General features: G+C 58.4%; 21 protein-coding genes. 6 read left to right on the top strand and 15 right to left on the bottom strand.

Annotated elements, in window-relative coordinates:
• Nucleotides 1-9 precede the first annotated feature (9 nt).
• Genes sdhA through sdhC form a run of 3 tightly spaced genes read right to left on the bottom strand, consistent with a single transcriptional unit; the run spans nucleotide 10 to nucleotide 2,522 of the window.
• Nucleotides 10-1,782, bottom strand: coding sequence for a succinate dehydrogenase flavoprotein subunit (gene sdhA / locus AC1Q6Y_RS18960; protein ID WP_057715828.1), 1,773 nt, complete (start codon nucleotides 1,780-1,782; stop codon nucleotides 10-12).
• 3 nt (nucleotides 1,783-1,785) lie between these two features.
• On the bottom strand, nucleotides 1,786-2,154 hold the full coding sequence (gene sdhD / locus AC1Q6Y_RS18955; RefSeq protein WP_008049683.1) for a succinate dehydrogenase, hydrophobic membrane anchor protein: 369 nt from the start codon (nucleotides 2,152-2,154) through the stop codon (nucleotides 1,786-1,788).
• Complete coding sequence (gene sdhC / locus AC1Q6Y_RS18950; protein ID WP_057715829.1) at nucleotides 2,148-2,522, bottom strand: succinate dehydrogenase, cytochrome b556 subunit; 375 nt, start codon at nucleotides 2,520-2,522, stop codon at nucleotides 2,148-2,150. Before sdhC ends, sdhD begins: the two co-directional genes overlap by 7 nt.
• 364 nt (nucleotides 2,523-2,886) lie before the next feature.
• Here sdhC and gltA point away from each other — a divergent pair, with 364 nt between their 5' ends.
• Nucleotides 2,887-4,176 carry a citrate synthase gene (gene gltA / locus AC1Q6Y_RS18945; RefSeq protein ID WP_007977501.1) on the top strand — a complete coding sequence of 430 codons (1,290 nt, stop codon included), beginning with the start codon at nucleotides 2,887-2,889 and terminating at the stop codon, nucleotides 4,174-4,176.
• A 731-nt stretch (nucleotides 4,177-4,907) separates the two neighbouring features.
• Here the strand turns inward: gltA and AC1Q6Y_RS18940 are convergent.
• The 3 genes from AC1Q6Y_RS18940 to AC1Q6Y_RS18930 form a co-directional block, all read right to left on the bottom strand.
• Entirely contained in the window at nucleotides 4,908-6,566 is a 1,659-nt protein-coding gene (locus AC1Q6Y_RS18940) for a cation acetate symporter (protein ID WP_154909967.1), read from the bottom strand.
• Nucleotides 6,563-6,874 carry a DUF485 domain-containing protein gene (locus AC1Q6Y_RS18935; protein ID WP_102669691.1) on the bottom strand — a complete coding sequence of 104 codons (312 nt, stop codon included), beginning with the start codon at nucleotides 6,872-6,874 and terminating at the stop codon, nucleotides 6,563-6,565. Before AC1Q6Y_RS18935 ends, AC1Q6Y_RS18940 begins: the two co-directional genes overlap by 4 nt.
• A 284-nt stretch (nucleotides 6,875-7,158) precedes the next feature.
• A complete protein-coding gene (locus AC1Q6Y_RS18930) occupies nucleotides 7,159-8,010 on the bottom strand; it encodes a glycine betaine ABC transporter substrate-binding protein (protein ID WP_057715833.1) in 852 nt (283 codons plus the stop codon).
• Nucleotides 8,011-8,297: 287 nt separating this feature from the next.
• Here AC1Q6Y_RS18930 and AC1Q6Y_RS18925 point away from each other — a divergent pair, with 287 nt between their 5' ends.
• Nucleotides 8,298-9,893, top strand: coding sequence for a glycoside hydrolase family 17 protein (locus tag AC1Q6Y_RS18925; RefSeq protein ID WP_492624959.1), 1,596 nt, complete (start codon nucleotides 8,298-8,300; stop codon nucleotides 9,891-9,893).
• A 126-nt stretch (nucleotides 9,894-10,019) separates the two neighbouring features.
• Here the strand turns inward: AC1Q6Y_RS18925 and AC1Q6Y_RS18920 are convergent, their stop codons facing one another.
• Nucleotides 10,020-10,388, bottom strand: a complete 369-nt coding sequence (locus AC1Q6Y_RS18920; protein ID WP_057715835.1) for a hypothetical protein — start codon at nucleotides 10,386-10,388, stop codon at nucleotides 10,020-10,022.
• Between the two features lie 225 nt (nucleotides 10,389-10,613).
• Here AC1Q6Y_RS18920 and AC1Q6Y_RS18915 point away from each other — a divergent pair, with 225 nt between their 5' ends.
• Together AC1Q6Y_RS18915 and AC1Q6Y_RS18910 are read left to right on the top strand one after the other, a co-directional pair.
• Entirely contained in the window at nucleotides 10,614-11,912 is a 1,299-nt protein-coding gene (locus AC1Q6Y_RS18915; RefSeq protein WP_057715836.1) for a serine/threonine protein kinase, read from the top strand.
• Nucleotides 11,905-12,693: an MlaA family lipoprotein gene (locus AC1Q6Y_RS18910; RefSeq protein WP_057715837.1), complete on the top strand. Its 789-nt coding sequence runs from the start codon at nucleotides 11,905-11,907 to the stop codon at nucleotides 12,691-12,693. Before AC1Q6Y_RS18915 ends, AC1Q6Y_RS18910 begins: the two co-directional genes overlap by 8 nt.
• A gap of 146 nt (nucleotides 12,694-12,839) precedes the next feature.
• On the opposite strand, the gene AC1Q6Y_RS18905 is transcribed toward AC1Q6Y_RS18910, so the two are convergent.
• The gene (locus AC1Q6Y_RS18905; RefSeq protein ID WP_349735934.1) at nucleotides 12,840-13,754 is read right to left on the bottom strand and encodes a DUF808 domain-containing protein; all 915 of its coding nucleotides are present in this window, start codon (nucleotides 13,752-13,754) and stop codon (nucleotides 12,840-12,842) included.
• A 134-nt stretch (nucleotides 13,755-13,888) separates the two neighbouring features.
• Between AC1Q6Y_RS18905 and AC1Q6Y_RS18900 the strand changes: the two genes are divergently transcribed.
• Nucleotides 13,889-14,494: a TetR/AcrR family transcriptional regulator gene (locus AC1Q6Y_RS18900; RefSeq protein ID WP_057715839.1), complete on the top strand. Its 606-nt coding sequence runs from the start codon at nucleotides 13,889-13,891 to the stop codon at nucleotides 14,492-14,494.
• A 71-nt stretch (nucleotides 14,495-14,565) separates the two neighbouring features.
• Here the strand turns inward: AC1Q6Y_RS18900 and AC1Q6Y_RS18895 are convergent, their stop codons facing one another.
• The 3 genes from AC1Q6Y_RS18895 to kynU all read right to left on the bottom strand — a co-directional run bounded on the left by AC1Q6Y_RS18895 (nucleotide 14,566) and on the right by kynU (nucleotide 18,720).
• Nucleotides 14,566-15,975 carry an amino acid permease gene (locus AC1Q6Y_RS18895; RefSeq protein ID WP_090453885.1) on the bottom strand — a complete coding sequence of 470 codons (1,410 nt, stop codon included), beginning with the start codon at nucleotides 15,973-15,975 and terminating at the stop codon, nucleotides 14,566-14,568.
• Between the two features lie 74 nt (nucleotides 15,976-16,049).
• On the bottom strand, nucleotides 16,050-17,363 hold the full coding sequence (locus AC1Q6Y_RS18890; protein ID WP_492588299.1) for an OprD family porin: 1,314 nt from the start codon (nucleotides 17,361-17,363) through the stop codon (nucleotides 16,050-16,052).
• Nucleotides 17,364-17,469: 106 nt separating this feature from the next.
• Complete coding sequence (gene kynU, locus AC1Q6Y_RS18885; protein ID WP_489340029.1) at nucleotides 17,470-18,720, bottom strand: kynureninase; 1,251 nt, start codon at nucleotides 18,718-18,720, stop codon at nucleotides 17,470-17,472.
• Nucleotides 18,721-18,929: 209 nt separating this feature from the next.
• On the opposite strand from kynU, the gene AC1Q6Y_RS18880 reads away from it, so the two are divergent.
• A complete protein-coding gene (locus AC1Q6Y_RS18880) occupies nucleotides 18,930-19,403 on the top strand; it encodes an Lrp/AsnC family transcriptional regulator (protein WP_057398413.1) in 474 nt (157 codons plus the stop codon).
• A gap of 102 nt (nucleotides 19,404-19,505) precedes the next feature.
• Here AC1Q6Y_RS18880 and AC1Q6Y_RS18875 read toward each other — a convergent pair whose 3' ends face one another.
• The 4 genes from AC1Q6Y_RS18875 to kynB all read right to left on the bottom strand — a co-directional run bounded on the left by AC1Q6Y_RS18875 (nucleotide 19,506) and on the right by kynB (nucleotide 23,560).
• The gene (locus AC1Q6Y_RS18875) at nucleotides 19,506-20,519 is read right to left on the bottom strand and encodes an AraC family transcriptional regulator (RefSeq protein WP_492624958.1); all 1,014 of its coding nucleotides are present in this window, start codon (nucleotides 20,517-20,519) and stop codon (nucleotides 19,506-19,508) included.
• A gap of 22 nt (nucleotides 20,520-20,541) precedes the next feature.
• Nucleotides 20,542-21,945 (bottom strand): amino acid permease, encoded by a 1,404-nt coding sequence (locus AC1Q6Y_RS18870; RefSeq protein ID WP_057715844.1) that lies wholly within the window; start codon nucleotides 21,943-21,945, stop codon nucleotides 20,542-20,544.
• A gap of 98 nt (nucleotides 21,946-22,043) precedes the next feature.
• Nucleotides 22,044-22,898 carry a tryptophan 2,3-dioxygenase gene (gene kynA, locus AC1Q6Y_RS18865; protein WP_057715845.1) on the bottom strand — a complete coding sequence of 285 codons (855 nt, stop codon included), beginning with the start codon at nucleotides 22,896-22,898 and terminating at the stop codon, nucleotides 22,044-22,046.
• Nucleotides 22,895-23,560, bottom strand: a complete 666-nt coding sequence (gene kynB / locus AC1Q6Y_RS18860; protein ID WP_407515218.1) for an arylformamidase — start codon at nucleotides 23,558-23,560, stop codon at nucleotides 22,895-22,897. The genes kynA and kynB overlap by 4 nt, the downstream gene beginning before the upstream one ends.
• Nucleotides 23,561-23,704 lie beyond the last annotated feature (144 nt).

The raw sequence follows: 23,704 nt of genomic DNA, 5'->3' as shown, positions 1-23,704 counted from the left end.
CGGCCACCCTTAATAAGTCCGAATCTTAGGTTCAAAAGTCGGAACAGTCTTCGGCGAGAAGTTCACGGCACGCTTGGTCACGCGCTTGTCACCCGGGAAGTAAAGGGTGTGGCACAGCCAGTTTTCGTCGTCACGATCTTCGAAGTCTTCACGGGCGTGAGCACCACGGGACTCTTTACGTACTTCTGCAGCGATGGCGGTGGCTTCGGCCACTTCCAGCAGGTTCTGCAGTTCCAGAGCTTCGATACGTGCAGTGTTGAACGCCTGCGACTTATCGTTGATCTTCACGTTGGCGATGCGCTTGCGCAGGTCAGCCAGCTGGGCAATACCCTTCTGCATGTATTCGCCGGTACGGAATACACCGAAGTAGTTCTGCATGCAGTTTTGCAGCTCGCGACGCAGGGTTGCCACGTCTTCGCCTTCGGTACGCTCGTTCAGGGCGGACAGGCGCGCCAGGGCAGCCTGGATGTCGGCGTCGGTGGCTTCGTCGTATTCGATACCGTCGGTCAGCGCCTTTTCCAGGTGCAGGCCGGCAGCACGGCCGAATACCACCAGGTCGAGCAGCGAGTTGCCGCCCAGACGGTTGGCACCGTGAACCGATACGCAAGCCACTTCACCTACAGCGAACAGACCAGGAATGATCTCGTCCACGCCTTCGGCGTTCTGGGTGATTGCCTGGCCATGAATGTTGGTGGCAACGCCGCCCATCATATAGTGGCAGGTCGGAACAACCGGAACCGGAGCAACAACCGGGTCAACGTGCGCAAAAGTCTTCGACAGTTCGCAGATGCCTGGTAGACGGCTGTGCAGCACTTCTTCACCCAGGTGGTCGAGCTTGAGCATCACGTGGTCGCCGTTCGGACCGCAACCGTTGCCGGCGATGATCTCTTTAACCATCGAACGGGCAACAACGTCACGACCGGCAAGGTCTTTGGCGTTCGGAGCATAACGCTCCATGAAACGCTCGCCGTGCTTGTTGATCAGGTATCCACCTTCACCACGGCAACCTTCTGTAACCAGTACACCAGCGCCGGCGATACCGGTCGGGTGGAACTGCCACATTTCGATGTCTTGTACCGGTACGCCAGCACGCAGCGCCATGCCAACGCCGTCACCGGTGTTGATCAGGGCGTTGGTGGTCGAAGCGTAGATACGACCTGCACCGCCGGTAGCCAGTACGGTGGCCTTGGCGCGGATGTAGGTGGTTTCGCCGGTTTCGATGCAGATGGCGATCACGCCGACGAACTCGCCTTCGCCGTTCTTCACCAGATCGACAGCGTAGTACTCGTTCAGGAACACGGTACCGGCTTTCAGGTTGCCCTGATAAAGGGTGTGCAGCAGAGCGTGACCGGTACGGTCGGACGCAGCGCAAGTACGCGCAGCCTGGCCGCCTTTACCGTAGTCCTTGGACTGACCGCCGAATGGACGCTGGTAGATACGACCTTGCTCGGTACGCGAGAATGGCATACCCATGTGGTCCAGCTCGTAAACGGCAGCCGGGCCTTCCTGACACATGTATTCGATAGCGTCCTGGTCACCGATGTAGTCGGAACCCTTGACGGTATCGTACATGTGCCAGCGCCAGTCATCGTTCGGGTCAGCGGACGCGATCGCGCAGGTGATGCCGCCCTGGGCGGATACAGTGTGCGAACGGGTCGGGAAAACCTTGGTGATCACGGCAGTCTTGTGACCGCCCTGTGCCAGTTGCAGCGCTGCGCGCATGCCGGCACCGCCACCACCAATAATGATGGCGTCGAAAGAAATCGTTGGAATGTTAGCCATGACTCAGATACCCCAGAGAATCTGCACGCCCCAGACGAAGTAAGCGAACATCGCAACGCCGCAGACTGCCTGGAAAAGGAAACGTATAGCGGTCGCGGACTTGCCGAACGCCATTGGCGTCAGGTAGTCGGTCGCGATGGTCCACATGCCGACCCAGGCGTGAGCGCCGAGGGCAACAAGGGCCAAGAGGCTGAAAATACGCATTCCGTTATGGGCGAACAGTTCATGCCACTGGGCGTACTCGAGGCCAGGGTTGGCCACGATGTATCCGATCAGGAAGATGAAGTAAGCCGCGAGAACGACCGCAGACACACGTTGCGCCATCCAGTCATAGAGGCCCGAACGCGACAGGTTCGTGACGTTAGTTACCATATCCAAACTCCTGCCAGAACGATTACCACCACGGAAACGGCGATAACGATTTTCGAGCCCAGCTTGCCGCCTTCCAGCGTCTCACCGATGCCCATGTCCATCATCAAATGGCGCACACCGGCTACCAGGTGATAAAGCAGAGCGGACAGGATGCCCCATGTCACTAGCTTGGCTAGCGGACTGGTCAGACACGCTTTCACCTGACCGAAGCCTTCCTCGGAGCTCAGCGACTTGTCCAATGCGTAAAGCATGATGGCAAGGCACACGAAGAGGATGACACCGGAGATTCGGTGAAGGATGGACGTGTAAGCAGTGACTGGGAGTTTGATGGTCCTTAGGTCTAGGTTTACAGGTCGTTGGCTTTTCACGGCTTTTTTTTCACACTGAAGAGCCCCTAACAATCAGGGCAAAGTTGTTGGGGAGTGCACTGGTCAGGTAACCACCACCCAGGGATGCGACCCCCAATGAAAGCAAGCCCAAAAGCCCTTGGCGGTCGGTGGCCGAGTATAGACAGTTAGGCTACTAATGACAACGCAAACACCTAACCCAAACAGCTGATTGCGCAACTGACATAAAAGGCGTAAATGGCAGCCAATTTCGAGAAAAAAGTCCGGTTAAAGCCTTCTGGAGCAAGACTTTAGGCAAATTGACATTCGAATTTATCTCACTATAGTGGTGCGGGCCCTGCGTGGGGGGTCTGTCTGATGATTTCAAGCATAAATAGGAGGCCACATGGCTGACAAAAAAGCGCAGTTGATCATCGAGGGCGCAGCCCCCGTCGAGCTGCCCATTTTAACCGGCACCGTTGGTCCCGATGTTATCGATGTTCGGGGCCTGACGGCCACGGGCCGTTTCACCTTTGACCCAGGCTTCATGTCGACCGCCTCGTGCGAGTCGAAGATCACCTATATCGACGGCGACAACGGCATTCTGCTGCACCGCGGCTACCCGATCGAACAGCTGGCTGAAAAGTCGGACTATCTGGAAACCTGCTATCTGCTGCTCAACGGCGAACTGCCGACCGCAGAACAGAAGGCCCAGTTCGTCAGCACCGTGAAGAACCACACCATGGTTCACGAGCAGCTGAAGACCTTCTTCAACGGCTTCCGTCGCGACGCCCACCCGATGGCCGTCATGTGCGGCGTAGTCGGCGCCCTCTCGGCGTTCTACCACGACTCCCTGGACATCAATAACCCGCAGCATCGCGAAATCTCCGCGATCCGCCTGGTTGCCAAGATGCCGACCCTGGCCGCGATGGTTTACAAGTACTCCATGGGCCAACCCATGATGTACCCGCGCAACGACCTGTCGTACGCGGAAAACTTCCTGCACATGATGTTCAACACCCCGTGCGAGATCAAACCGATCAGCCCGGTACTCGCCAAGGCCATGGACCGGATCTTCATCCTCCATGCCGACCACGAGCAGAACGCCTCGACGTCCACCGTGCGCCTGGCAGGCTCATCGGGCGCCAACCCGTTCGCCTGTATCGCCGCCGGTATCGCTGCACTGTGGGGCCCTGCCCACGGCGGTGCGAACGAAGCCGTACTGACCATGCTCGATGAAATCGGCGATGTTTCGAACATCGACAAGTTCATCGCCAAGGCCAAGGACAAGAACGATCCGTTCAAACTGATGGGCTTCGGTCACCGCGTTTACAAAAACCGCGACCCGCGCGCCACGGTCATGAAGCAGACCTGCGACGAAGTATTGAAGGAACTGGGCATCCAGAACGATCCGCAACTCGAACTGGCCATGCGCCTGGAAGAGATCGCCCTGACCGACCCGTACTTCATCGAACGCTCGCTGTACCCGAACGTCGATTTCTACTCGGGGATCATCCTCAAGGCGATTGGCATTCCAACCAGCATGTTCACCGTGATCTTCGCCCTGGCGCGGACCGTCGGCTGGATCTCCCACTGGAAAGAGATGCTCTCCAGCCCGTACAAGATCGGCCGTCCGCGCCAGTTGTACACCGGCTACGAGTCGCGTGACATCACCAAACTGGAAGACCGCAAGTAAGATCTGTCTTGCTGTAGCGTGTTGAGTTGTACCGGGAACGGCCTCTGCTTTTTATATAAAGAGCAGGAGGCCGTTTTTGTTTGTGCGCTTTGGTCGGGTACGTATCCATTATTTAGGTAACGGCGGCTTATGGTTCCGCTCTTACAGCGGGTCACTTTGAAAAGCGCAAAGTAACCAAACGCTCTTGCCCCTGACATTCGGCCTCACGGGGGGCGTACACCGCAACAGCGGTAGGAGCGAGCTTGCTCGCGATGGACGTCAACAATAACGCGTGCTGCCTGATTGATCGTGTTGTCCAGACGTTTTTCGCGAGCAAGCTCGCTCCTACAGGGCCGAGCGTTAGCTCGCCTGCAGCTCTTGATCTTGATCCACCCGCCCCCTCGGGAGGCTGAGCGGAGGTGTTTATCCGGGGATTGGCGCGCAGCGCCGTTCGACGCAGTCGAACTCATTGCATGTAGGTCGAAGCGAAGCCGACCGGAGGGCAATGCCCCCGGATGAATGCCGGAGCGAAGGAACCCCGAGCCTTAGCGAGGGGCCGTACTGAAGGAATGGATATGTACACCCTCAAAAAACACTCCAACTGACACAAAGTCTTCGCGAGCAGGCTCGCTCCTACAGTAAAACGGGCAAATCCAAAAAAACCGGGTCGATTACCGCCCAATAAAAAAATGCCTCGATCTCTCGACCGGGGCATTCCATTCAACACAATTTAAACAGTCAAACCCAAACGCTTAGTGCGAAACAGCACCACTTGCACCCAGGCCAGTCTGCGAACGAACAAACTGCGGGAAGAACAACGCCCGCTCATTATCCGCAGCAGTGGACTTGTCAGTGATCGAGAAGAACCAGATCCCGACAAAGGCAATCATCATCGAGAACAGCGCCGGGTACTCATACGGGAAGATAGCTTTCTCGTGATGCAGGATCTGCACCCAGATGGTCGGACCAAGCACCATCAGGCCCACGGCACTGACCAGCCCCATCCAGCCACCGATCATCGCACCGCGAGTGGTCAGCTTTTTCCAGTACATGGAAAGCAGCAGCACCGGGAAGTTACAGCTCGCCGCGATGGAGAACGCCAGGCCCACCATGAACGCGATGTTCTGGCTTTCGAACAGAATACCCAGACCGATCGCCAACACCGCCAGCGCGATGGTGGTGATTTTCGAGACGCGAATCTCGTCCTTCTCGTTGGCCTTGCCCTTCTTGATCACGCTGGCATACAGGTCGTGGGACACCGCCGAAGCACCGGCCAGGGTCAGGCCGGCAACCACTGCCAGAATGGTCGCAAACGCTACTGCCGAGATGAAGCCCAGGAAGATACTGCCGCCAACCGCGTTGGCCAGGTGCACCGCCGCCATGTTGTTACCGCCCAGCAAGGCGCCAGCAGCGTCTTTGAAAGCCGGGTTGGTGCTGACCAGCAGGATCGCGCCGAAGCCGATGATGAAGGTCAGGATGTAGAAGTAGCCAATGAAACCGGTTGCGTACAACACGCTCTTGCGAGCTTCCTTTGCGTCACTCACGGTGAAGAAACGCATCAGGATGTGTGGCAGGCCAGCGGTACCGAACATCAGCGCCAGACCGAGGGAGAACGCCGAGATCGGATCTTTCACCAGGCCGCCAGGGCTCATGATCGCATCAGCTTTCGGGTGGACCTTGATCGCCTCGGAGAACAGCATGTTGAAGTCGAAGTTGACGTGCTTCATCACCATCAGCGCCATGAAGGAAGCGCCGGACAGCAGCAGGACAGCCTTGATGATTTGCACCCAGGTGGTCGCCAGCATGCCGCCGAACAACACGTAAAGGCACATCAGAATACCGACCAGGATCACCGCAACGTGGTAATCGAGACCGAACAGCAGTTGGATCAGCTTGCCGGCACCGACCATTTGCGCGATCAGGTAAAACGCCACCACCACCAGCGAACCGCAAGCGGACAGCGAGCGGATCTGGGTTTGCCCCAGGCGATAGGACGCCACGTCGGCAAAGGTGTATTTGCCCAGGTTACGCAGACGCTCGGCGATCAGGAACAGAATGATCGGCCAGCCCACCAGGAAGCCGATCGAGTAGATCAGGCCGTCGTAGCCAGAGGTGAACACCAGCGCGGAAATACCCAGGAAGGACGCAGCCGACATGTAGTCACCGGCAATCGCCAGACCGTTCTGGAAACCGGTGATCTTGCCGCCAGCGGCGTAGTAGTCGGCTGCCGAATTATTACGCTTGGAAGCCCAGTAGGTGATGCACAGGGTGGCACCGACGAAGGCGACAAACATCACGATCGCGGACACGTTAAGCGGTTGCTTCTGCACGGCACCGGTCAGGGCGTCAGCCGCCCAGGCGCCAGGTGCGAAAGCTGCGATGCTCAAAAGAGCCATTAGACGGCGGATCATTGCTGAGCCTCCTTGAGAATCGCATTGTTCAGGTCGTCGAACTCGCCGTTGGCGCGTCGTACGTAGATACCGGTCAGGATGAAAGCCGAAACGATCAGCCCGATACCGATCGGTATGCCCCAGGTAATCGAGGACTCAGGGCTGATTTTCGCCCCCAGCACCTGCGGCCCGTAGGCAATCAGAAGGATGAATCCGGAGTAAAGCCCTAGCATGATCGCCGAAAGAATCCAGGCGAATCGTTCCCTCTTGCTAACCAGCTCCTTGAAGCGCGGGCTGTTTTGAATCGAGAGGTAAATGCTGTCGTTCATTGTTTTTATCCTCGCAGCACAGATTTAGTTGGAACGGTATCCACTCTATGCGGCTGCGGGGCAGGTTCCAGACGACCTTAGTCTTAGAACCCCATGACGTATTCGCCAATTGCAGGAGCGAGCTGGCTCGCGATGAATTTGAAGGCGTCGCACTTTTTCAGACAGCACGCGTTAACGTTCACGCCCATCGCGAGCAAGCTCACTCCTACAGAAAAGCAAAGGGCCGCTTGGCATAAGTTTGCCAAGCGACCCTGGAAGATGCTGACCAGACGCGTCAGCTCAAATTATTTGGTCCAGTCAGCCACACGCTCAGGGTGTTTGGCGATCCAATCCTTCGCCGCGGCTTCAGGTTTGGCACCATCCTGAATCGCCAACATCACCTGGCCGATTTCATCCTTGGATTCCCACTGGAAGTTCTTCAGGAACTTGGCCACTTCCGGCGCCTTGGCTTCCAGGCCCTTGCTGCCGATGCTGTTCACGGTTTCAGCCGCGCCGTACACGCCTTTCGGGTCTTCGAGGAAGCGCAGTTTCCACTTGGCGAACATCCAGTGCGGTACCCAGCCGGTGACCGCGATGGATTCGTTCTTCTTCTCGGCACGGGTCAGCTCGGCGATCATGCCGGCACCGGAACTGGCCTTGAGTTGATAACCGGTCAGGTCGTAGTCCTTGATCGCCTGATCGGTCTTGAGCATCACACCTGAACCGGCGTCGATGCCGACGATGCGGTTCTTGAAGGTGTCGTCGGTCTTGAGGTCGTCAATGGACTTGGCCTTGACGTACTCCGGCACGATCAGGCCGATTTTCGCGTCCTTGAAGTTCGGGCCGTAGTCGACGACCTGATCCTTGTTCTTCGTCCAGTACTCACCGTGGGTCACCGGCAGCCAGGCCGACAGCATGGCGTCGAGTTTGCCGGTGGCCACGCCCTGCCACATGATCCCGGTAGCGACGGCTTGCAGCTTCACGTCATAACCGAGTTTCTGCCTGATCACTTCAGCCGCCACGTTGGTCGTGGCGACACTGTCCGACCAACCGTCGACATAACCGAGCGTCACGTCCTTGCCGGCGGCGCTCGCCACGGCCGAACTGATCGCCAGCACCAAAGCCGCACCTGCGCCCAAGAGTCGTCGCATCTTCATCGTTACTTCCCCGAAAGTGCTGCGCTCGACGGATGCCGAGTCGCTTAAACGTATTGTTATGGTGCACAGCGCCCCCATCACGCCCACCGCAAACTCGTTCGAACATCAGCGGAGTACTGACACTTGCGATAATCAACCTGACGCTCATGGCGACCTGCTCTGCCAGCGACCTCAAGCCATCGAGAAACGACATCAGAAAGCCATTAATCCTCAGCGCAACAGACCCCCCTGCCAATCCGCTCGAACTTTGCATGTCAAAATCATGCAGGCCACCAAGCACGCGGTAAATGCAGGTAACATGCGCCGCTTTGCTCCCACACGGCCTGACCATGTCCGCGACATCCCGCTTTCCTTTCGCTGCTTATCTATTCGCTTGCCTGCTGGGGCTGTTTGCCCTCGGTGGCTTCTGGTACGGCCTCGGCAAACCGGTGGCTTTACCGGACGTCGCCAGCGCGACGCACAAGCTGCAATGCGCCTCCTACACGCCGTTCGACAAGGATCAATCGCCGTTCGACCAGCCATTCAAATTGCGTCCGGAGCGCATGGACGCCGACCTCGCGCTGCTGGCGACCCGTTTCGAATGCATCCGCACCTATTCCATGACCGGCCTCGAAGCCCTGCCGGACCTGGCGCGCAAGCATGGCTTGAAGCTGATGATCGGTGCCTGGGTCAACAGCAACCCGGTGGACACCGAGAAAGAAATCGACCTGCTGATCGCCTCGGCCAATGCCAACCCGGATGTGGTGAGCGCAGTGATCGTCGGCAACGAAACCCTGCTGCGCAAGGAAGTCACTGGCGCGCAATTGGCGAAGCTGATCAACAAGGTCAAGAGCCAGGTCAAACAACCTGTCACCTACGCCGACGTCTGGGAGTTCTGGCTCAAGCATCCGGAAATTGCCCCCGCCGTGGATTTCCTGACCATTCACTTGCTGCCCTACTGGGAAGATGATCCGTCGAACATCGACGCTGCCCTGCAACATGTGGCCGATGTACGCCAGGTGTTCGGCAACAAGTTCGCGCCCAAGGATGTGCTGATCGGCGAAACCGGCTGGCCAAGCGAAGGTCGCCAGCGCGAAACGGCCCTGCCGAGTCGGGTCAACGAAGCCAAGTTCATTCGCGGCTTTGTCGCCATGGCCGAGCAACAGGGTTGGCACTACAACCTGATCGAAGCCTTCGACCAGCCCTGGAAACGCGCCAGTGAAGGTGCGGTCGGTGGATACTGGGGCTTGTTCGACGCCGATCGCCAGGACAAGGGCGTGCTGGCGGGGCCCGTGACAAACGTACCGTACTGGTCGCAGTGGCTGGCGGTGGGCGGCTTGATCTTCATCGGCACCTTGCTGCTCGGTGGTCGGGTCCGCACGACGCGGTCGGCACTGGTGCTGCCCCTGCTCGGTGCCTTGGCTGCGTGTTCGATTGGCGCCTGGGGCGACCTGGCACGGGTGACCACGCGCTTTACCAGTGAATGGCTATGGGTCGGATTGCTGACCGCGCTGAATCTGCTGGTGCTGGCTCATGCCGCGCTGACATTGAGCCCTCGCAACTGTTGGCGCGGGCGGGCTTTCAACCTGCTTGAGCGCCGTGCTGGCTGGCTGGTTGCAACGACAGGTTTCGCGGCAGCCGTGATGATGCTGGAACTGGTGCTCGATCCGCGTTATCGCAGCTTCCCGAGTGTCGCGTTCATCGTGCCGGCACTGGTCTATCTGTGCCGCCCGGTGAACGTGCCGCGCCGCGAGATTGCGTTGCTGACCTTCATCATCGGTGCCGGCATTGCGCCGCAGCTGTACCGTGAAGGTTTGCAGAACCAGCAGGCCTGGGGTTGGGCGCTGGTGAGTGTGTTGATGGTGGCTGCGTTGTGGCGCTGCTTGCGGGTTCGCAAGGTTTAACTCTTTAGCGACCTGACTGACCTCATCGCGAGCAAGCTCGCTCCCACAGTAGATCTTCAGTGAACACAATGTTTGCGTGCGATAAAGATCAAATGTGGGAGCGGGCTTGCTCGCGAAGACGGACTTTTAAGCGCTACGGGAAGCCCTGACCAACCGCAACCCCGCAATCACCACCGCAAACACTGCCAGCGTGGTGTTGTACAACGCCAGTGCCGGAAAACCGAACACCAGCGCCAGCACCGCCAGCCACCAGCCTGCCCGCCCCGGCACGACAAAGCCGATGATCGCCGCACCCAGCGCAGCCCAGCCCAACACCCCGAAATGGATCATCAGCCCCAGGTTCGAACGTACCAGGCATTCCCAACGATTCGCTTCATCCACGCAAATGCCAACCCACTGCGCATCCTCCATGAAGCCATAGCGCGCGCCATAACTGGCGGCCAGCCATAAAGGCAGCAAAACAAGCAGCAGAATCACGGGCAAGCGGCGAGACATGAAACACTCCAATTGGCGAAAAGCGGCGGCCAGCTTAATCGCCCTTAAGCGTTTCGCAAGCGATAACAACTGTTAACTGGTCTTTCAATCGCTGCAAAGTGTATCGTCCAGCTACTATTACTTCGAAATTAAGCCTGTTTGGTGCCGAGGGTTGGCACTTTGGCGCAAATCTGGTGGTCATAGCCTGCGAAATTCATTCGGCACCTTCCTCTAAGGGATTTAGTCATGCTCCGTTCCTTGCGCTTCGCTGCCCTGTTTGGCGGCCTTATATTGAGTGCGTCCGCACTGGCGGCCGACATTGACGCCGCCAGCTATGGCTACCCCCTGACCAACCCGTTCGAGGCGACCATCGCGACCACACCGCCGGACCTGCGTCCGGAGTTACCTCTGGACGAAGACATCGATCAGACGGTGCGCAGTGTCACCTTGCGTCCGGAACGGGCGTTCGAATTGCCGAACAACTTCTGGGCGGTCAAGACGCTCGACTACCGCATTGCCACACAGGATCACGCCGCACCGCTGATGTTCCTGATCGCCGGCACCGGCGCACGCTATGACAGCACCCTGAACGAATACCTGAAAAAGCTCTATTACAAAGCCGGCTACCACGTGGTGCAGTTGTCATCGCCCACCAGCTATGACTTCATGAGTGCCGCCTCACGCTTCGCCACGCCGGGTGTTTCCAAGGAAGACGCCGAAGATCTGTACCGGGTGATGCAGGCCGTACGGGCACAGAATCCGAAAGTGCCGGTCACCGATTACTACCTGACCGGGTATAGCCTGGGTGCACTGGATGCAGCTTTCGTCTCTCACCTGGACGAAACCCGCCGCAGCTTCAACTTCAAGAAAGTCCTGCTGCTCAACCCGCCGGTCAACCTCTACACCTCGATCACCAACCTCGACAAGCTGGTCCAGACCGAGGTCAAGGGCATCAACACCAGCACCACATTCTATGAACTGGTACTGGACAAGCTGACCCGCTACTTCCAGCAAAAGGGCTACATCGACCTCAATGACGCCCTGCTCTACGACTTCCAGCAGTCCAAGCAGCACCTGACCAACGAGCAGATGGCCATGTTGATCGGCACCTCGTTCCGCTTTTCGGCGGCCGACATCGCCTTCACTTCGGACCTGGTCAACCGTCGCGGCCTGATCACCCCACCCAAGTTCCCGATCACCGAGGGCACCAGCCTCACGCCATTCCTCAAGCGTGCGCTGCAATGCGACTTCGACTGCTACATCACCGAACAAGTGATCCCGATGTGGCGCGCCCGCACCGACGGCGGCAGCCTGCTGCAACTGATCGACCAGGTGAGCCTGTATGCACTGAAGGACTACCTGCACGAAAGCCCGAAAATCGCGGTCATGCACAACGCCGATGACGTAATCCTCGGTCCTGGCGACCTGGGCTTCCTGCGCAAGACCTTCGGTGATCGCCTGACCGTTTACCCGTATGGCGGCCACTGCGGCAACATTAACTACCGCGTCAACAGCGACGCCATGCTGGAGTTTTTCCGTGGCTAAATATCTCCTGCTTTTCGCAGCGTTACTCTGTGCAGGCGTCGCCAATGCCGACAACAGCAAAGCCAATGCCCCCGTGGTCGTCGACAGCGATGGCTTCAAGGAGCCGCTGAGCAAACTCAAATTCAACCCGGGCCTGGATCAGCGCGAGTTCGAGCGTTCGACGCTCAACGCGCTGGCCGTCTACGATCCGCTGGAAGAGTGGAACCGGCGCGTCTATCACTTCAACTACCGCTTCGACCAATGGGTGTTCCTGCCGGTGGTCAATGGTTACCGCTACGTTACACCGAGCTTCCTGCGCACCGGTGTCAGCAACTTCTTCAACAACCTCGGCGACGTGCCGAACCTGATGAACAGCCTGCTGCAACTCAAGGGCCAGCGCTCACTGGAAACCACCGGGCGACTACTGCTCAACACCACCATCGGCATCGCCGGCCTGTGGGACCCGGCCACCGCCATGGGCCTGCCGCGTCAAAGCGAAGACTTCGGCCAGACTTTAGGCTTCTACGGCGTGCCGGGCGGCGCTTATTTCGTCCTGCCGATCCTCGGTCCGTCGAACCTGCGTGACACCGGCGGCCTGCTGGTGGATTACTCGGCCGAGAATGCGATCAACTTCCTCAACGTGGCCGAAGTCAGCTCCAACCATCCGGAAGTCGTGATCCTGCGCGGCATCGACAAGCGCCACCAGACCGGCTTCCGCTATGGTCAGATGAACTCGCCATTCGAGTACGAAAAAGTGCGTTACGTGTACACCGAAGCGCGCAAGTTGCAGGTTGCCGAGTAAACAAGCCCCCCAAAAAACACTGTGGAGCGAGCTTGCTCGCGATGAGGCCGTTACATTCAACATTGATGTTGACTGTTACACCGCCATCGCGAGCAACCTCGCTCCCACAGTTGTTATGTACTGCAGATAAATCCTCTATTCGCGCTTCAGCCTTTCAGGACTTTCCAGATCTTGCCGGCAGCCATCACCCCAACCAACACCAACGCCCCCGCCACAATCCCCGCTACCCCATTGAGCAACGTCGGTACGATAAACCCGGCACCACCCGCCCCCGCGCTGACACTTTCGATCCAGTGATGCACCACCGGCACGCCGTGGGTCAGGATGCCGCCGCCGACCAGGAACATCGCCGCGGTGCCGATCACCGACAGGCTTTTCATCATGTACGGAGCCGCACGCAAAATCCCGCCACCGATGCTCTTGGCCATCTGACCAGGCTTCTGGGTCAGCCATAGCCCCAGATCATCGAGTTTGACGATACCCGCTACCAACCCGTAGACACCGACAGTCATGACGATGGCGATCCCCGACAGCACGACGACTTGCTGGGTCAGCGCCGACTCGGCGACGACGCCGAGGGTGATGGCGATGATTTCGGCCGAGAGAATGAAGTCGGTACGGATCGCGCCCTTGATCTTGTCCTTTTCAAACGCCACCAGATCCACCGCCGGGTCTGCCACAGCTTCGACCAATTCGGCATGTTCAGCCTGATCTTCAGCCTTGCTGTGCAGGAACTTGTGGGCGAGCTTCTCAAACCCTTCAAAGCACAGATAGGCACCGCCGACCATCAACAGCGGTGTAACCAGCCACGGAATGAACGCACTGATCGCCAGCGCCGACGGCACCAGGATCAGTTTATTGATGAACGAACCCTTGGCGACCGCCCAGACCACCGGGATTTCCCGTTCGGCACGCACGCCACTGACTTGCTGAGCGTTCAGCGCCAGGTCGTCACCGAGTACGCCGGCCGTTTTCTTGGCGGCCATTTGGGTCATCAAGGACACGTCATCCAGCACGGTCGCGATGTCGTCGATCAGCACCAGCAAACTGCTTCCTGCCATGAATCGGGTTTCCTTCTGCAATGAATGCGCAGCAGCATAGCGCGACATAAGAGCCTACGGTGCATTCTTGAGCGTCGCGCGAGGCCGGTGATACCATGCGCAACCGCCAGAACAGGCAAGGAATCACCCGGTTTATGAGCACTATCCGCGAGCGCAACAAACAACTGATCCTGCGTGCCGCCAGTGAGGAATTCGCCGACAAAGGCTTCGCTGCGACCAAAACCAGCGACATCGCAGCCAAGGCGGGATTGCCAAAGCCCAACGTCTACTACTACTTCAAGTCCAAGGAAAACCTCTACCGCGAGGTTCTGGAAAGCATCATCGAGCCCATCCTGCAGGCCTCGACACCGTTCAATCCGGACGGCGAGCCCGGTGAAGTGCTCAGCGGCTACATTCGCTCGAAAATCCGCATCTCCCGCGACCTGCCTTTCGCCTCCAAAGTGTTCGCCAGCGAAATCATGCACGGCGCCCCCCACCTGAGCAGCGATCTGGTCGAGCAGCTCAATGGCCAGGCCAAACACAATATCGAGTGCATCCAGACCTGGATCGACCGCGGGCAAATCGCCCCCATCGATCCCAACCACCTGATGTTCAGCATCTGGGCCGCGACCCAGACCTACGCCGACTTCGACTGGCAAATCACCGCCATCACCGGCAAGACCAAGCTGGATGACGTGGACTATGAAGCGGCGGCGCAGACGATTATCCGGTTGGTGCTCAAAGGGTGTGAGCCGGACTGATAGCGGCCCAGGATCAATGCCGACTCGGCAGTCCATGAAAACTGCCGGTCGGGATTGCATGTTTGCGCCCTCTAAACCTTCGGCAGCGGATTCAACGCCACGGCTGCCTTGGGTTTTCTGAAGAAGATCCAGTAGACAACCGTGAGGATCAGCAGGAAAGGCACACCGAATACCAAGGTCATTTTGAATGCATCGGTGAAGTAGGTGGTGATCATCACCGCGCCCATCAGCAGCAGCCCCAACAGCGTGGTGTACGGGAACAGGCGCATGCGGAAGGACAGTTTCCGTTCGCCGTTGCGCTCGTGGTAGCGACGGAAGCAGTAGTGGGTCAGGAAGATCATGAACCAGGTGAAGATCGCGCCGAACATCGAGATCGCCATCATCAAGGTGAAGGAGCTTTCCGGGTACAACACGTTGAGCAAGGTCGCCAGGGCAATGCCGGAGCTCGACAGCAACAAGGCATTCAGCGGGATTCCGGTCTTGCTCAACACCCCCATGGACTTGGGTGCATAACCGCCGCGGGACAGGCTGAACATCATGCGGGTGGTGATGTAGAGCTGACTGTTCATCGCCGACAACGCCGCAATCAGGATCACGAAGTTCATCACGCCGGTTGCGCCGGGAATACCAATGGTCTGCATGACGGTGACGAACGGGCTCTGCGCTTGACCGGCCTGGACCCACGGCACAATCGCCAGCATCAGGGCCAGGGTCAGCAGGTAGAACACCACCAGCCGCACGATGGTCGCGCGAAAGGCCTTCTTCACCGCCCGCTCCGGGTCCTGCGCCTCACCGGCGGCCACCGCGATCATTTCCACGCTCAGATAGCTGAAGATCGAGACGATCACCGCAATCCACATGCCTTGCAGACCATTGGGAAAGAAGCCTCCGTGGGCCGTGTAGTTGTGCACGCCGTAATCCGGGTTGCCGGAACCGTACACCACATACACCGCGAGGATGATGAAGCCGACAATCGCACCGATCTTGATGGTCGAGAACCAGTACTCGAAGGTGCCGAAGGTTTTCACGCTGATGGCATTGAGCACGATCAGCATGCTCGAGAACGAAACAATCCAGATCCATTCAGGCACGTTGGCGAACCAGTACTTCATGTACATCGCCACCGCCGTCACTTCCGTGCCCACTGCCAGCACAATCGCCGCCCAATAGGCATAGCGCACCAGGAACCCGGCCAATGGGCTGACATAGAATTCGGCATAGGCACCGAACGAGCCTGAGGTCGAATGGGCCACGGTCATTTCCGCCAGACAGCCCATCAACAGCAGGGTGATGATCGCGCCAATGGCGTAGCTGAGCAGCACGCTGGGCCCGGCATAACCGATGGCGTAGGCACTGCCCATGAACAGCCCGGTGCCAATCGCGCCGCCAATGGCGATCATGCTCATCTGACCCGAGGTGAGCTGGCGCCTGAGGCCCTGCTCACGCTTGGAGATGTTTTCAAAACCGGTGTTATCGGTCATTTATCTGTCCTCTGAATATTGTCTTTCTTGAAGAGAGCAAGTCGTTGGGATTGCCGTTGGGGATCAGCCACGAATCAGAAGATATTCAGCGGATACTCGACGATCACCCGGACTTCATTGTTGTCGGTGGTGTCCGCCCGGGCGACCTGGCCGGTGGAACGCACACTGGCCTGACGCACACGTATCGACAGGTCCCTGGCCTTGCCCTCCTGCACCACGTAGCGCGCTTCAAGGTCGCGCTCCCAGCGCTTGCCATCGCTGCCGTAACGTCCATAGGCACCATTGGGGCCGCCGTCGTAGTGGCTGTCGTCGATATGGTCACCGCTCACATAGCGCGACATGAAACTCAGGCCGGGCAAGCCGAAAGGCGCCATGTCCAGGTCATAACGCAGCTGCCAGGAACGTTCATTGGGCGCGTTGAAGTCGAGGATCTGTACCGAGTTGGCAAGGAATATCGAGGTGCCCGGCTGTTGATCGAAGCCGAGATAATCGAACGGCTCATCGCCATCGACCTGTTGGTAGGCCAGGGTCACGCGGTGCGCACCCACCTTGTAAGCGGCGGCCAGCGACCAGGTGGTGTTGTCGATCTTGCCGGCCAGGCTCTGGCCAGAGTCGTTGGTGCGATAGAGGTTGAAATCCAGGTTCAGCGACTGGTTTTCGCTCAGGGCATAGCTGTAGTTGGCATTGGCGTAGTACTGCCGCCAGATATCAGCGAACTGCGAACCGTACAGGCTGACGCTCAACTGATCGTTCAGGGCATAGCTGCCGCCCAGATAATCGACACTACGGGTTTCCACCCCGGCATACAGCGCCTTGAGGGCGCCATCGTCGTTGGTCGACGCACTGTCATTGCCCGAGGTGAAGTGCCCGGCATCGAGTTGCAGTCCTTTCAACTCGCTGCTGGTCAGCTGGAAACCATTGGCGTAGGTGGTGAACAGGCGCGCCGAGCCGGTGCCGAACACCGGGTTGAGCGGTGTCAGGTTGCCGTATTTGAGTTCGGTCTTCGAGATCCGCGCCTTGAGTGCACCACCCGCTTCGGAATACTCATCCTCGGCGCGTCCATCGGAATCGACCGGCAATAAACCGGTGCCGGTACGGCCCCTGCCGCTGTCGAGCTTGAGTCCCAACTGCGCGTAGGCGTCGACTCCGAAGCCCACAGTGCCCTGGGTATAGCCGGAACGGTAATCGAGCATGAGCCCGTGGGCCCACTCCTCCCGATAGTTCTGACCGCCGGGGTTGTTAAGGTTGTTTCGGTAAAAATAGAAATTGCGATTGGTCAGGGTCAGGCTGCTGTCTTCAACGAATCCATTGTCGGGTGCGGCATAGGCCACTTGGCCGAGACAGCTGGTAATGGCGAGCGGCAAGGCGGGCCAAAGGGACGGTTTCATTCTGCGTGCTCCTTATTATTGTGTTTTCACAGAACTGCTTATCGGAAGCGACCGAAGCCCTGCTGCCGGGAAATTCGCGGCAGCAAGACAAAGGCTTCGGGGGGTATCAGGTGACGCTGTGGCGGATCTGGAATTGCTCTTGCGACCAGGTTTTCTGATCGAGTATTTCGCCGAGGATCTGCACCGCATCCCAGACCTCGGTGAAGCTGGTGTACAGCGGGGTGAAGCCGAACCGCATGATCCGCGGCTCGCGGTAATCGCCGATCACGCCACGGGCGATCAAGGCCTGGATCACCGCATAACCTTGAGGATGTTCGAAGCTGACATGGCTGCCACGTTTGGCGTGTTCGCGTGGAGTGACCAAGGTCAGTTCGTGAGCGGCGCAGCGCTGCTCGACCAACTGGATGAACAGGTCCGTCAGGGCCAAGGACTTGCTGCGCAGGCTGGCCATGTCGGTCTGGGCGAAAACATCCAGACCACACTCGACCATCGCCAATGAAGTGATGGGCTGGGTGCCGCACAAATAGCGGGCGATTCCGCTGCTCGGCTGGTAATGCGACTCCATGGCGAACTGCCGCGAATGACCGAACCAGCCGGACAGCGGTTGCGCCACCAGATCGCACAGCTCAGGGGAAACCCAGACGAAAGCTTGCGAGCCCGGACCGCCATTTAGGTACTTGTAGGTGCAACCGATGGCGTAGTCGGCGCGCGCCTGATGCAGATCGACCGGCACCGCCCCGGCGGAATGCGCCAGGTCCCAGATGGCCAGCGCGCCACATTCATGGGTCAGCGTGGTCAGGGCCTGCATGTCGTGCATGTAGCCGGTCTTGTAGTTGACGTGGGTGAGCATGACCACCGCGGTGTCCTGGTCAATCGCTTGCGGCAGCTCTTGCGGGCTGTCGACCAGACGCAGGGTGTAGCCCTGCTGCAGCATGTCCGCCAGACCTTCGGCGATATACAGGTCAGTCGGGAAGTTGCCGGTCTCGGTGACGATCACCCGCCGCGTCGGCGCCCGCGTGGCCTGCACGCGCAAGGCGGCACTGAGCACCTTGAACAGGTTGATCGAGGTGGTGTCGGTCACCACCACTTCGCCGTCACCAGCGCCAATCAGCCCCGCCAGTCGATTGCCCAGACGTTCAGGCAGGTCGCGCCAGCCGGCGCTGTTCCAACTGCGGATCAGGCCATTGCCCCATTCCTCGGCGATCACTGCCTGAGCACGCGCCAGCGCTGCGACCGGGCGCGCGCCCAGGGAGTTGCCGTCGAGATAGATCACCCCTTCAGGGAGCGCAAACTGCTGACGCAGAGGGGCCAGAGCGTCCTGCGCATCGAGCGCCAGACAATCGTTTCTTGTAGTCATTGGGTGTCCTGCTTTTTGAAAGAAGTGCCGTCCGGGCAAATCGCGATAGTCGGGTGTGAGTGTCGTGTTTCAGGCGTTGTTTGCGCCTTCACGATGAGGAAATAATGAACGAAGCATTAGAGAATTTTCGTGCAAAGTAAGCGGCCATCTTGTATTTATCTCGAAGAAAATTCGAATCCAACTCCAAATATCGCGGATTTATTCTAGCCATGACACTCGACTCGACAGACCTGCGGATCCTGCATCTCTTGCAACGGGACGGCCGCATCAGCAATCACGAAATGGCAGAGAAGGTCGCACTGTCGCCGTCGGCCTGTTTGCGCCGTTTACGCTTGCTGGAAAGTGAAGGAATCATCACCGGCTATCGCGCGATGCTGAACGCCGAAAAGTTGGGAGTCGAACTGGAAGCCATCGTCCATGTGTCATTGCGACAGGACGTCGAGGATTGGCACGAGACCTTCATCAAGAAGGTCCAGTTGTGGCCGGAGGTGGTCACCGCCTACGTGATTACCGGGGCGAGCAACTATGTGCTGCGGGTCCAGGCGCGCAACATCAAACACTTCTCCGACTTCATCGTCAACCAACTGAACCGCACGGCGGGGGTGACTGATATCCGCTCGGAAATCGTGTTGCAGAAAATCAAGGAGCAGGAGACGTTGCTTGATTTGGTAGTGCGTAAGTGAGCGCCAGTTAATGGATATCGATGGTCAGGTGATGAATTGTGGCGAGGGCGCTTGCTCCCGCTGGTGCACGAAGCGGTCCTGAAATTCTGGGCGGCGGAATACTCAGACACCGCGCACGCGTCGGGCTTCGTTACGCTGCAAGGTCATGCTGGGGGACTCGTCGAACAACTTGCGGTATTCGGCACAAAAACGTCCGAGATGCGTAAAGCCCCAGCCCATGGCGATCGCGGAAATATTACGCGACGAGCCGTGTTCGAGGATTTCCTGGCGCACAGCGTTCAACCGGTACTTTTTCAGGTAGGCCATCGGCGACAGGGCGAAGTACTTCTTGAACGCCTCGAACAGCTTGAAACGCGAGACCCCGGCCGCGACCTCGATGTCCTCCAGGTGCAAGGCTTCGCGAGCATTGTCGTGAATGTATTGCTTGGCCCTGATCAGGTAGTGCGGAAGTTTCACGCCGAGCACGTTGCGCAATTCTTCGGAGTAGTTGTTCGGCTGGGCGAGGATCAAGCCTTTGATCAATGAGCTTTCGATGTCCCGAGTGAAGGCCACCTGTTCGTACAGTTCACTGCTGCGTTCCAGCTCCTCGATGAAATAACGCGCCATGCGCCACCACGAGGCCGACGCGCCGTCCACCGCATCCATCACCGGCTCGAAACACAGCGGCGTATCCAACGGTCGCTGCAGCATGCATTCCAGCGACTCGCTCATGGCGACGAGGGTGATCACCACCTGAACTTTGCGACAGTCCCCGGAGATCGCCAGCATCTGGTTCTCATTCGGGGAAATGATCACCCCTTGATCGCGGTTGGATTTCAACACGCTGCCGTTCTTGCTCAACTCCTGCTCGCCCACCAAAGGCAAACTCAGGCTGTAACTGCTGAAGTGCTCGGCGTCTTCGATATCGATGGTGACATCGGTACCGTATGAGAGAGTGCCCAGGGTCGTTGCCATCGACTTGAACACATTGGCGCTGTGATGAAAGCGGATCCGCTCGGGCGTCGAAGTCTGGAGGCGGTGCGGCCCGCAGATACCCGACATCCAGTTCCTCGCACCCTCGAGGTCATAGTGATCGATACGAATGTCGCGAAACTGCGGATCAACGTTGCTACTCATCACGGCGCCCCCACGGCAAAGGCTATTGAACCACCGGCAAGGCCCGATCCTTGGCCATACGCATCCGGTAAAAGCCGAAGATGATCAACACCCACACCGGTATGGCGAAGACTGAAGCGCGTATACCTGGAATCATCAGCATGACGCAGACGATCATGACCATGAAGGCCAGGCACAGGTAGTTGCTGAAGGGAAACCAGAACGACTTGAAGCCCGGAACGATGCCTTGCTGGCTCATGATTTTGCGAAACTTCAGGTGCGTCAGGCTGATCATCGCCCAGTTGATCATCAGCGATGCGACCACCAGTGCAAAGAGCAACTCAAGCGCTTCATGCGGGGCGAGGTAGTTGACCAGCACGGACAGCAGGGTGATCAACGCCGATACGCCCAGTGCCAGCAGAGGCACGCCCTGCTTGTTCAGTTTCATCAGCGCCTTGGGTGCGTCGCCCTGTTCGGCCAGGCCATAGAGCATGCGGCTGTTGCAGTAGACGCCACTGTTATAGACAGAGAGCGCAGCGGTGAGCACCACGAAATTGAGGATGTGCGCTGCTGTGTCGCTGCCGATCAAGGAGAAGATCTGCACGAACGGGCTGCCGCCATAGGCATCGCCCGAAGCGCCGAGTGTCTGTAGCAGTTGGTCCCACGGATACAACGACAGCAGCACGGTGAGCGCGCCGACGTAGAAGATCAGCACGCGATAAACCACCTGGTTGATCGCCTTGGGAATCACCTTTCCCGGCTCGCTGGCTTCAGCGGCGGTGATGCCGACCAGCTCCAGGCCGCCGAAGGAGAACATGATGAACGCCATCGCCATCAGCAGACCGCTGTAGCCGTTTGGGAAGAACCCGCCGTGGTCCCACAGATTGCTGACCGAGGCCTGCGGGCCGCCCGTTCCGCTGAACAGCATGTAGCAGCCCAGGGCGATCATGCCAATGATCGCTACGACCTTGATGATTGCGAACCAGAATTCCATCTCACCGAAGACTTTGACGTTCATCATATTGATCAAATTGACCAGGACGAAGAACACCGCCGCGCTGACCCAGGAGGGGACTTCCGGCCACCAGAACTGCACGTACTTGCCGACGGCCGTCAACTCGGCCATGCCCACCAGCACATACAGCACCCAGTAGTTCCAGCCGGACAGAAAGCCGGCATAGCCGCCCCAGTACTTGTGGGCAAAATGACTGAAGGAGCCGGCCACCGGTTCCTCGACAATCATCTCGCCCAGCTGGCGCATGATCAGAAAGGCGATGAATCCGGCAATCGCATAGCCGAGGATCATCGACGGCCCGGCCGACTTGAGCACGCCGGCAGAGCCGAGAAACAACCCGGTACCTATCGCGCCGCCCAATGCGATCAGCTGAATATGACGATTTTTCAGCCCTCGCTTGAGTTCGCCTTGTCGCAAGATTTCATCCGCCATCTGGTTACCTTCTAATTGTTATGGTCAGGCATGGTTTGAATGCGTCAATTTATTCAATTGCCGCCCGGTTTAAGCGTTCAGACATGACTCTCGGTAAATCAGAGCGTTGAGCGCACTCGCCACAACTCCGGGAACAGCACGGTATCGAGCATCTTGCGCAGATAACCGACACCTTCTGTGCCACCGGTCCCTGGTTGGAAGCCAATGATCCGCTCGACGGTGGTCACATGCCGGAAGCGCCATTGCCGGAACGAATCCTCAAGGTCGATGAGTTTCTCCGCCAACTGATAGAGATCCCAATAACGCGAAGGGTCCGTGTAGACCACGCGCCACGCAGCTTCGACCGACGCGTCATGCGCCGTCGGACTGGTCGGATCACGCTCGAAACGCTGTGGGTCGATGGTCAAGCCAGCGCTGGCCATCAAGCGAATCGCCTCGTCATACAGCGACGGTGTGGCGATCGCCTTTTCAAGCGCCTGCAACAGTTCCGGCCGATGCGCATGGGGGCGCAACAGGGTCGCGCTTTTGTTGCCCAGAATGAATTCGATCTCGCGGTACTGGAACGACTGAAAGCCCGATGACTGCCCCAGAAAGGGCCGTATCGCGTGGTACTCGGTGGGAGTCATGGTGGCCAGCACCGTCCAGGCATGCACCAGCTGATCAAAAATCCGCGAGACCCGCGCCAGCATCTTGAACGCGGGCGGCAACTCTCCCAGTCGAACGTGCTCACGGGCGGCATTGAGCTCGTGCAGCATCAGCTTCATCCACAGCTCCGAGGTCTGATGCTGGATGATGAACAGCATCTCGTTATGGTCCGGAGACAACGGGTGCTGTGCGCTGAGAATGCGCCCCAGATCCAGGTAGTCGCCGTAGCTCATGGAGTCGGAAAAATTCAGCTCGGCGTTATGCCATTCTTCCGTCTGGTTTGCAGGTGAATAGGGGCATTGGCTCATTGAGTCGGATCCTCAAGTTGCGGTTTGTTCAGTGGACGCAAAATTGCCCTGACCGGACTGGCGTCCAGATGGGCAAAACGCAGCGGCAGCGCGATCAATTCATAGTCCCCTTCCGGGACGTCATCGAGCACGATGCCCTCGAGGATAGCCATGCCATGTCGGGCCACGGCATTGTGCGAATCCATGGTTTTGGATTGCTGGGGGTCCAGCGACGGCGTATCGATACCGATCAAGCGCACACCGAGGCTCGCCAGCAGGTCGACGGTTTCTTTGGCGACTGCAGAGAAATCAGGATCCCAGGCGCTCAACGGCGCTTGTCGCCAGGTGCGCAGCAGCACCCGTTCAGGCAGGTCTTGCAAGCGACCTTCAAGCTGTTCGGGGTGCACCAGCCGGCCGCTGTTCAGGCAATGCAGCACACGGCAAGGCCCCATATAGACATCGAGCGACACATCGCCAATGGCCGCGCCATCAGCGCTGTAATGCAGTGGCGCGTCGACATGGGCACCCGTATGAGGCGACAGGGTGATACGCCCGACATTCACCGGACACTCTGGTCCGAAGCTCCACACGCGCTCTTCCTGAAAAGGTGTGTCACCCGGCCAGGTAGGTGTAGTGGTGCTCAACGGCGGGCTGATATCCCACCACGACAGTGTTGTTTTCATTGCAAAGCTCTCGGACTGTTCCGAGAGAATGATACGAGTGATACCTGTGAATTTTCTTGCGAAAATCTTCGGTAACGCCCAAATGTTTCGCACAAAATTCTAAAAAAACGGAATTTACCGGATGGAAATCTCAACGAAAAAAGC

This window comes from Pseudomonas sp. GW823-FHT06E10, assembly GCF_058794995.1.
This window is presented reverse-complemented; position numbering and strand designations above follow the sequence as displayed.

What these genes read in the sequence shown, in the direction of transcription:
- sdhA (WP_057715828.1), bottom strand. Translation starts at nt 1,782, where the DNA reads ATGGCTAACATTCCAACGATTTCTTTCGACGCCATCATTATTGGTGGT.
- sdhD (WP_008049683.1), bottom strand. Translation starts at nt 2,154, where the DNA reads ATGGTAACTAACGTCACGAACCTGTCGCGTTCGGGCCTCTATGACTGG.
- gltA (WP_007977501.1), top strand. Translation starts at nt 2,887, where the DNA reads ATGGCTGACAAAAAAGCGCAGTTGATCATCGAGGGCGCAGCCCCCGTC.
- AC1Q6Y_RS18940 (WP_154909967.1), bottom strand. Translation starts at nt 6,566, where the DNA reads ATGATCCGCCGTCTAATGGCTCTTTTGAGCATCGCAGCTTTCGCACCT.
- AC1Q6Y_RS18935 (WP_102669691.1), bottom strand. Translation starts at nt 6,874, where the DNA reads ATGAACGACAGCATTTACCTCTCGATTCAAAACAGCCCGCGCTTCAAG.
- AC1Q6Y_RS18930 (WP_057715833.1), bottom strand. Translation starts at nt 8,010, where the DNA reads ATGAAGATGCGACGACTCTTGGGCGCAGGTGCGGCTTTGGTGCTGGCG.
- AC1Q6Y_RS18925 (WP_492624959.1), top strand. Translation starts at nt 8,298, where the DNA reads ATGCAGGTAACATGCGCCGCTTTGCTCCCACACGGCCTGACCATGTCC.
- AC1Q6Y_RS18920 (WP_057715835.1), bottom strand. Translation starts at nt 10,388, where the DNA reads ATGTCTCGCCGCTTGCCCGTGATTCTGCTGCTTGTTTTGCTGCCTTTA.
- AC1Q6Y_RS18915 (WP_057715836.1), top strand. Translation starts at nt 10,614, where the DNA reads ATGCTCCGTTCCTTGCGCTTCGCTGCCCTGTTTGGCGGCCTTATATTG.
- AC1Q6Y_RS18905 (WP_349735934.1), bottom strand. Translation starts at nt 13,754, where the DNA reads ATGGCAGGAAGCAGTTTGCTGGTGCTGATCGACGACATCGCGACCGTG.
- AC1Q6Y_RS18900 (WP_057715839.1), top strand. Translation starts at nt 13,889, where the DNA reads ATGAGCACTATCCGCGAGCGCAACAAACAACTGATCCTGCGTGCCGCC.
- AC1Q6Y_RS18895 (WP_090453885.1), bottom strand. Translation starts at nt 15,975, where the DNA reads ATGACCGATAACACCGGTTTTGAAAACATCTCCAAGCGTGAGCAGGGC.
- AC1Q6Y_RS18890 (WP_492588299.1), bottom strand. Translation starts at nt 17,363, where the DNA reads ATGAAACCGTCCCTTTGGCCCGCCTTGCCGCTCGCCATTACCAGCTGT.
- kynU (WP_489340029.1), bottom strand. Translation starts at nt 18,720, where the DNA reads ATGACTACAAGAAACGATTGTCTGGCGCTCGATGCGCAGGACGCTCTG.
- AC1Q6Y_RS18880 (WP_057398413.1), top strand. Translation starts at nt 18,930, where the DNA reads ATGACACTCGACTCGACAGACCTGCGGATCCTGCATCTCTTGCAACGG.
- AC1Q6Y_RS18875 (WP_492624958.1), bottom strand. Translation starts at nt 20,519, where the DNA reads ATGAGTAGCAACGTTGATCCGCAGTTTCGCGACATTCGTATCGATCAC.
- AC1Q6Y_RS18870 (WP_057715844.1), bottom strand. Translation starts at nt 21,945, where the DNA reads ATGGCGGATGAAATCTTGCGACAAGGCGAACTCAAGCGAGGGCTGAAA.
- kynA (WP_057715845.1), bottom strand. Translation starts at nt 22,898, where the DNA reads ATGAGCCAATGCCCCTATTCACCTGCAAACCAGACGGAAGAATGGCAT.
- kynB (WP_407515218.1), bottom strand. Translation starts at nt 23,560, where the DNA reads ATGAAAACAACACTGTCGTGGTGGGATATCAGCCCGCCGTTGAGCACC.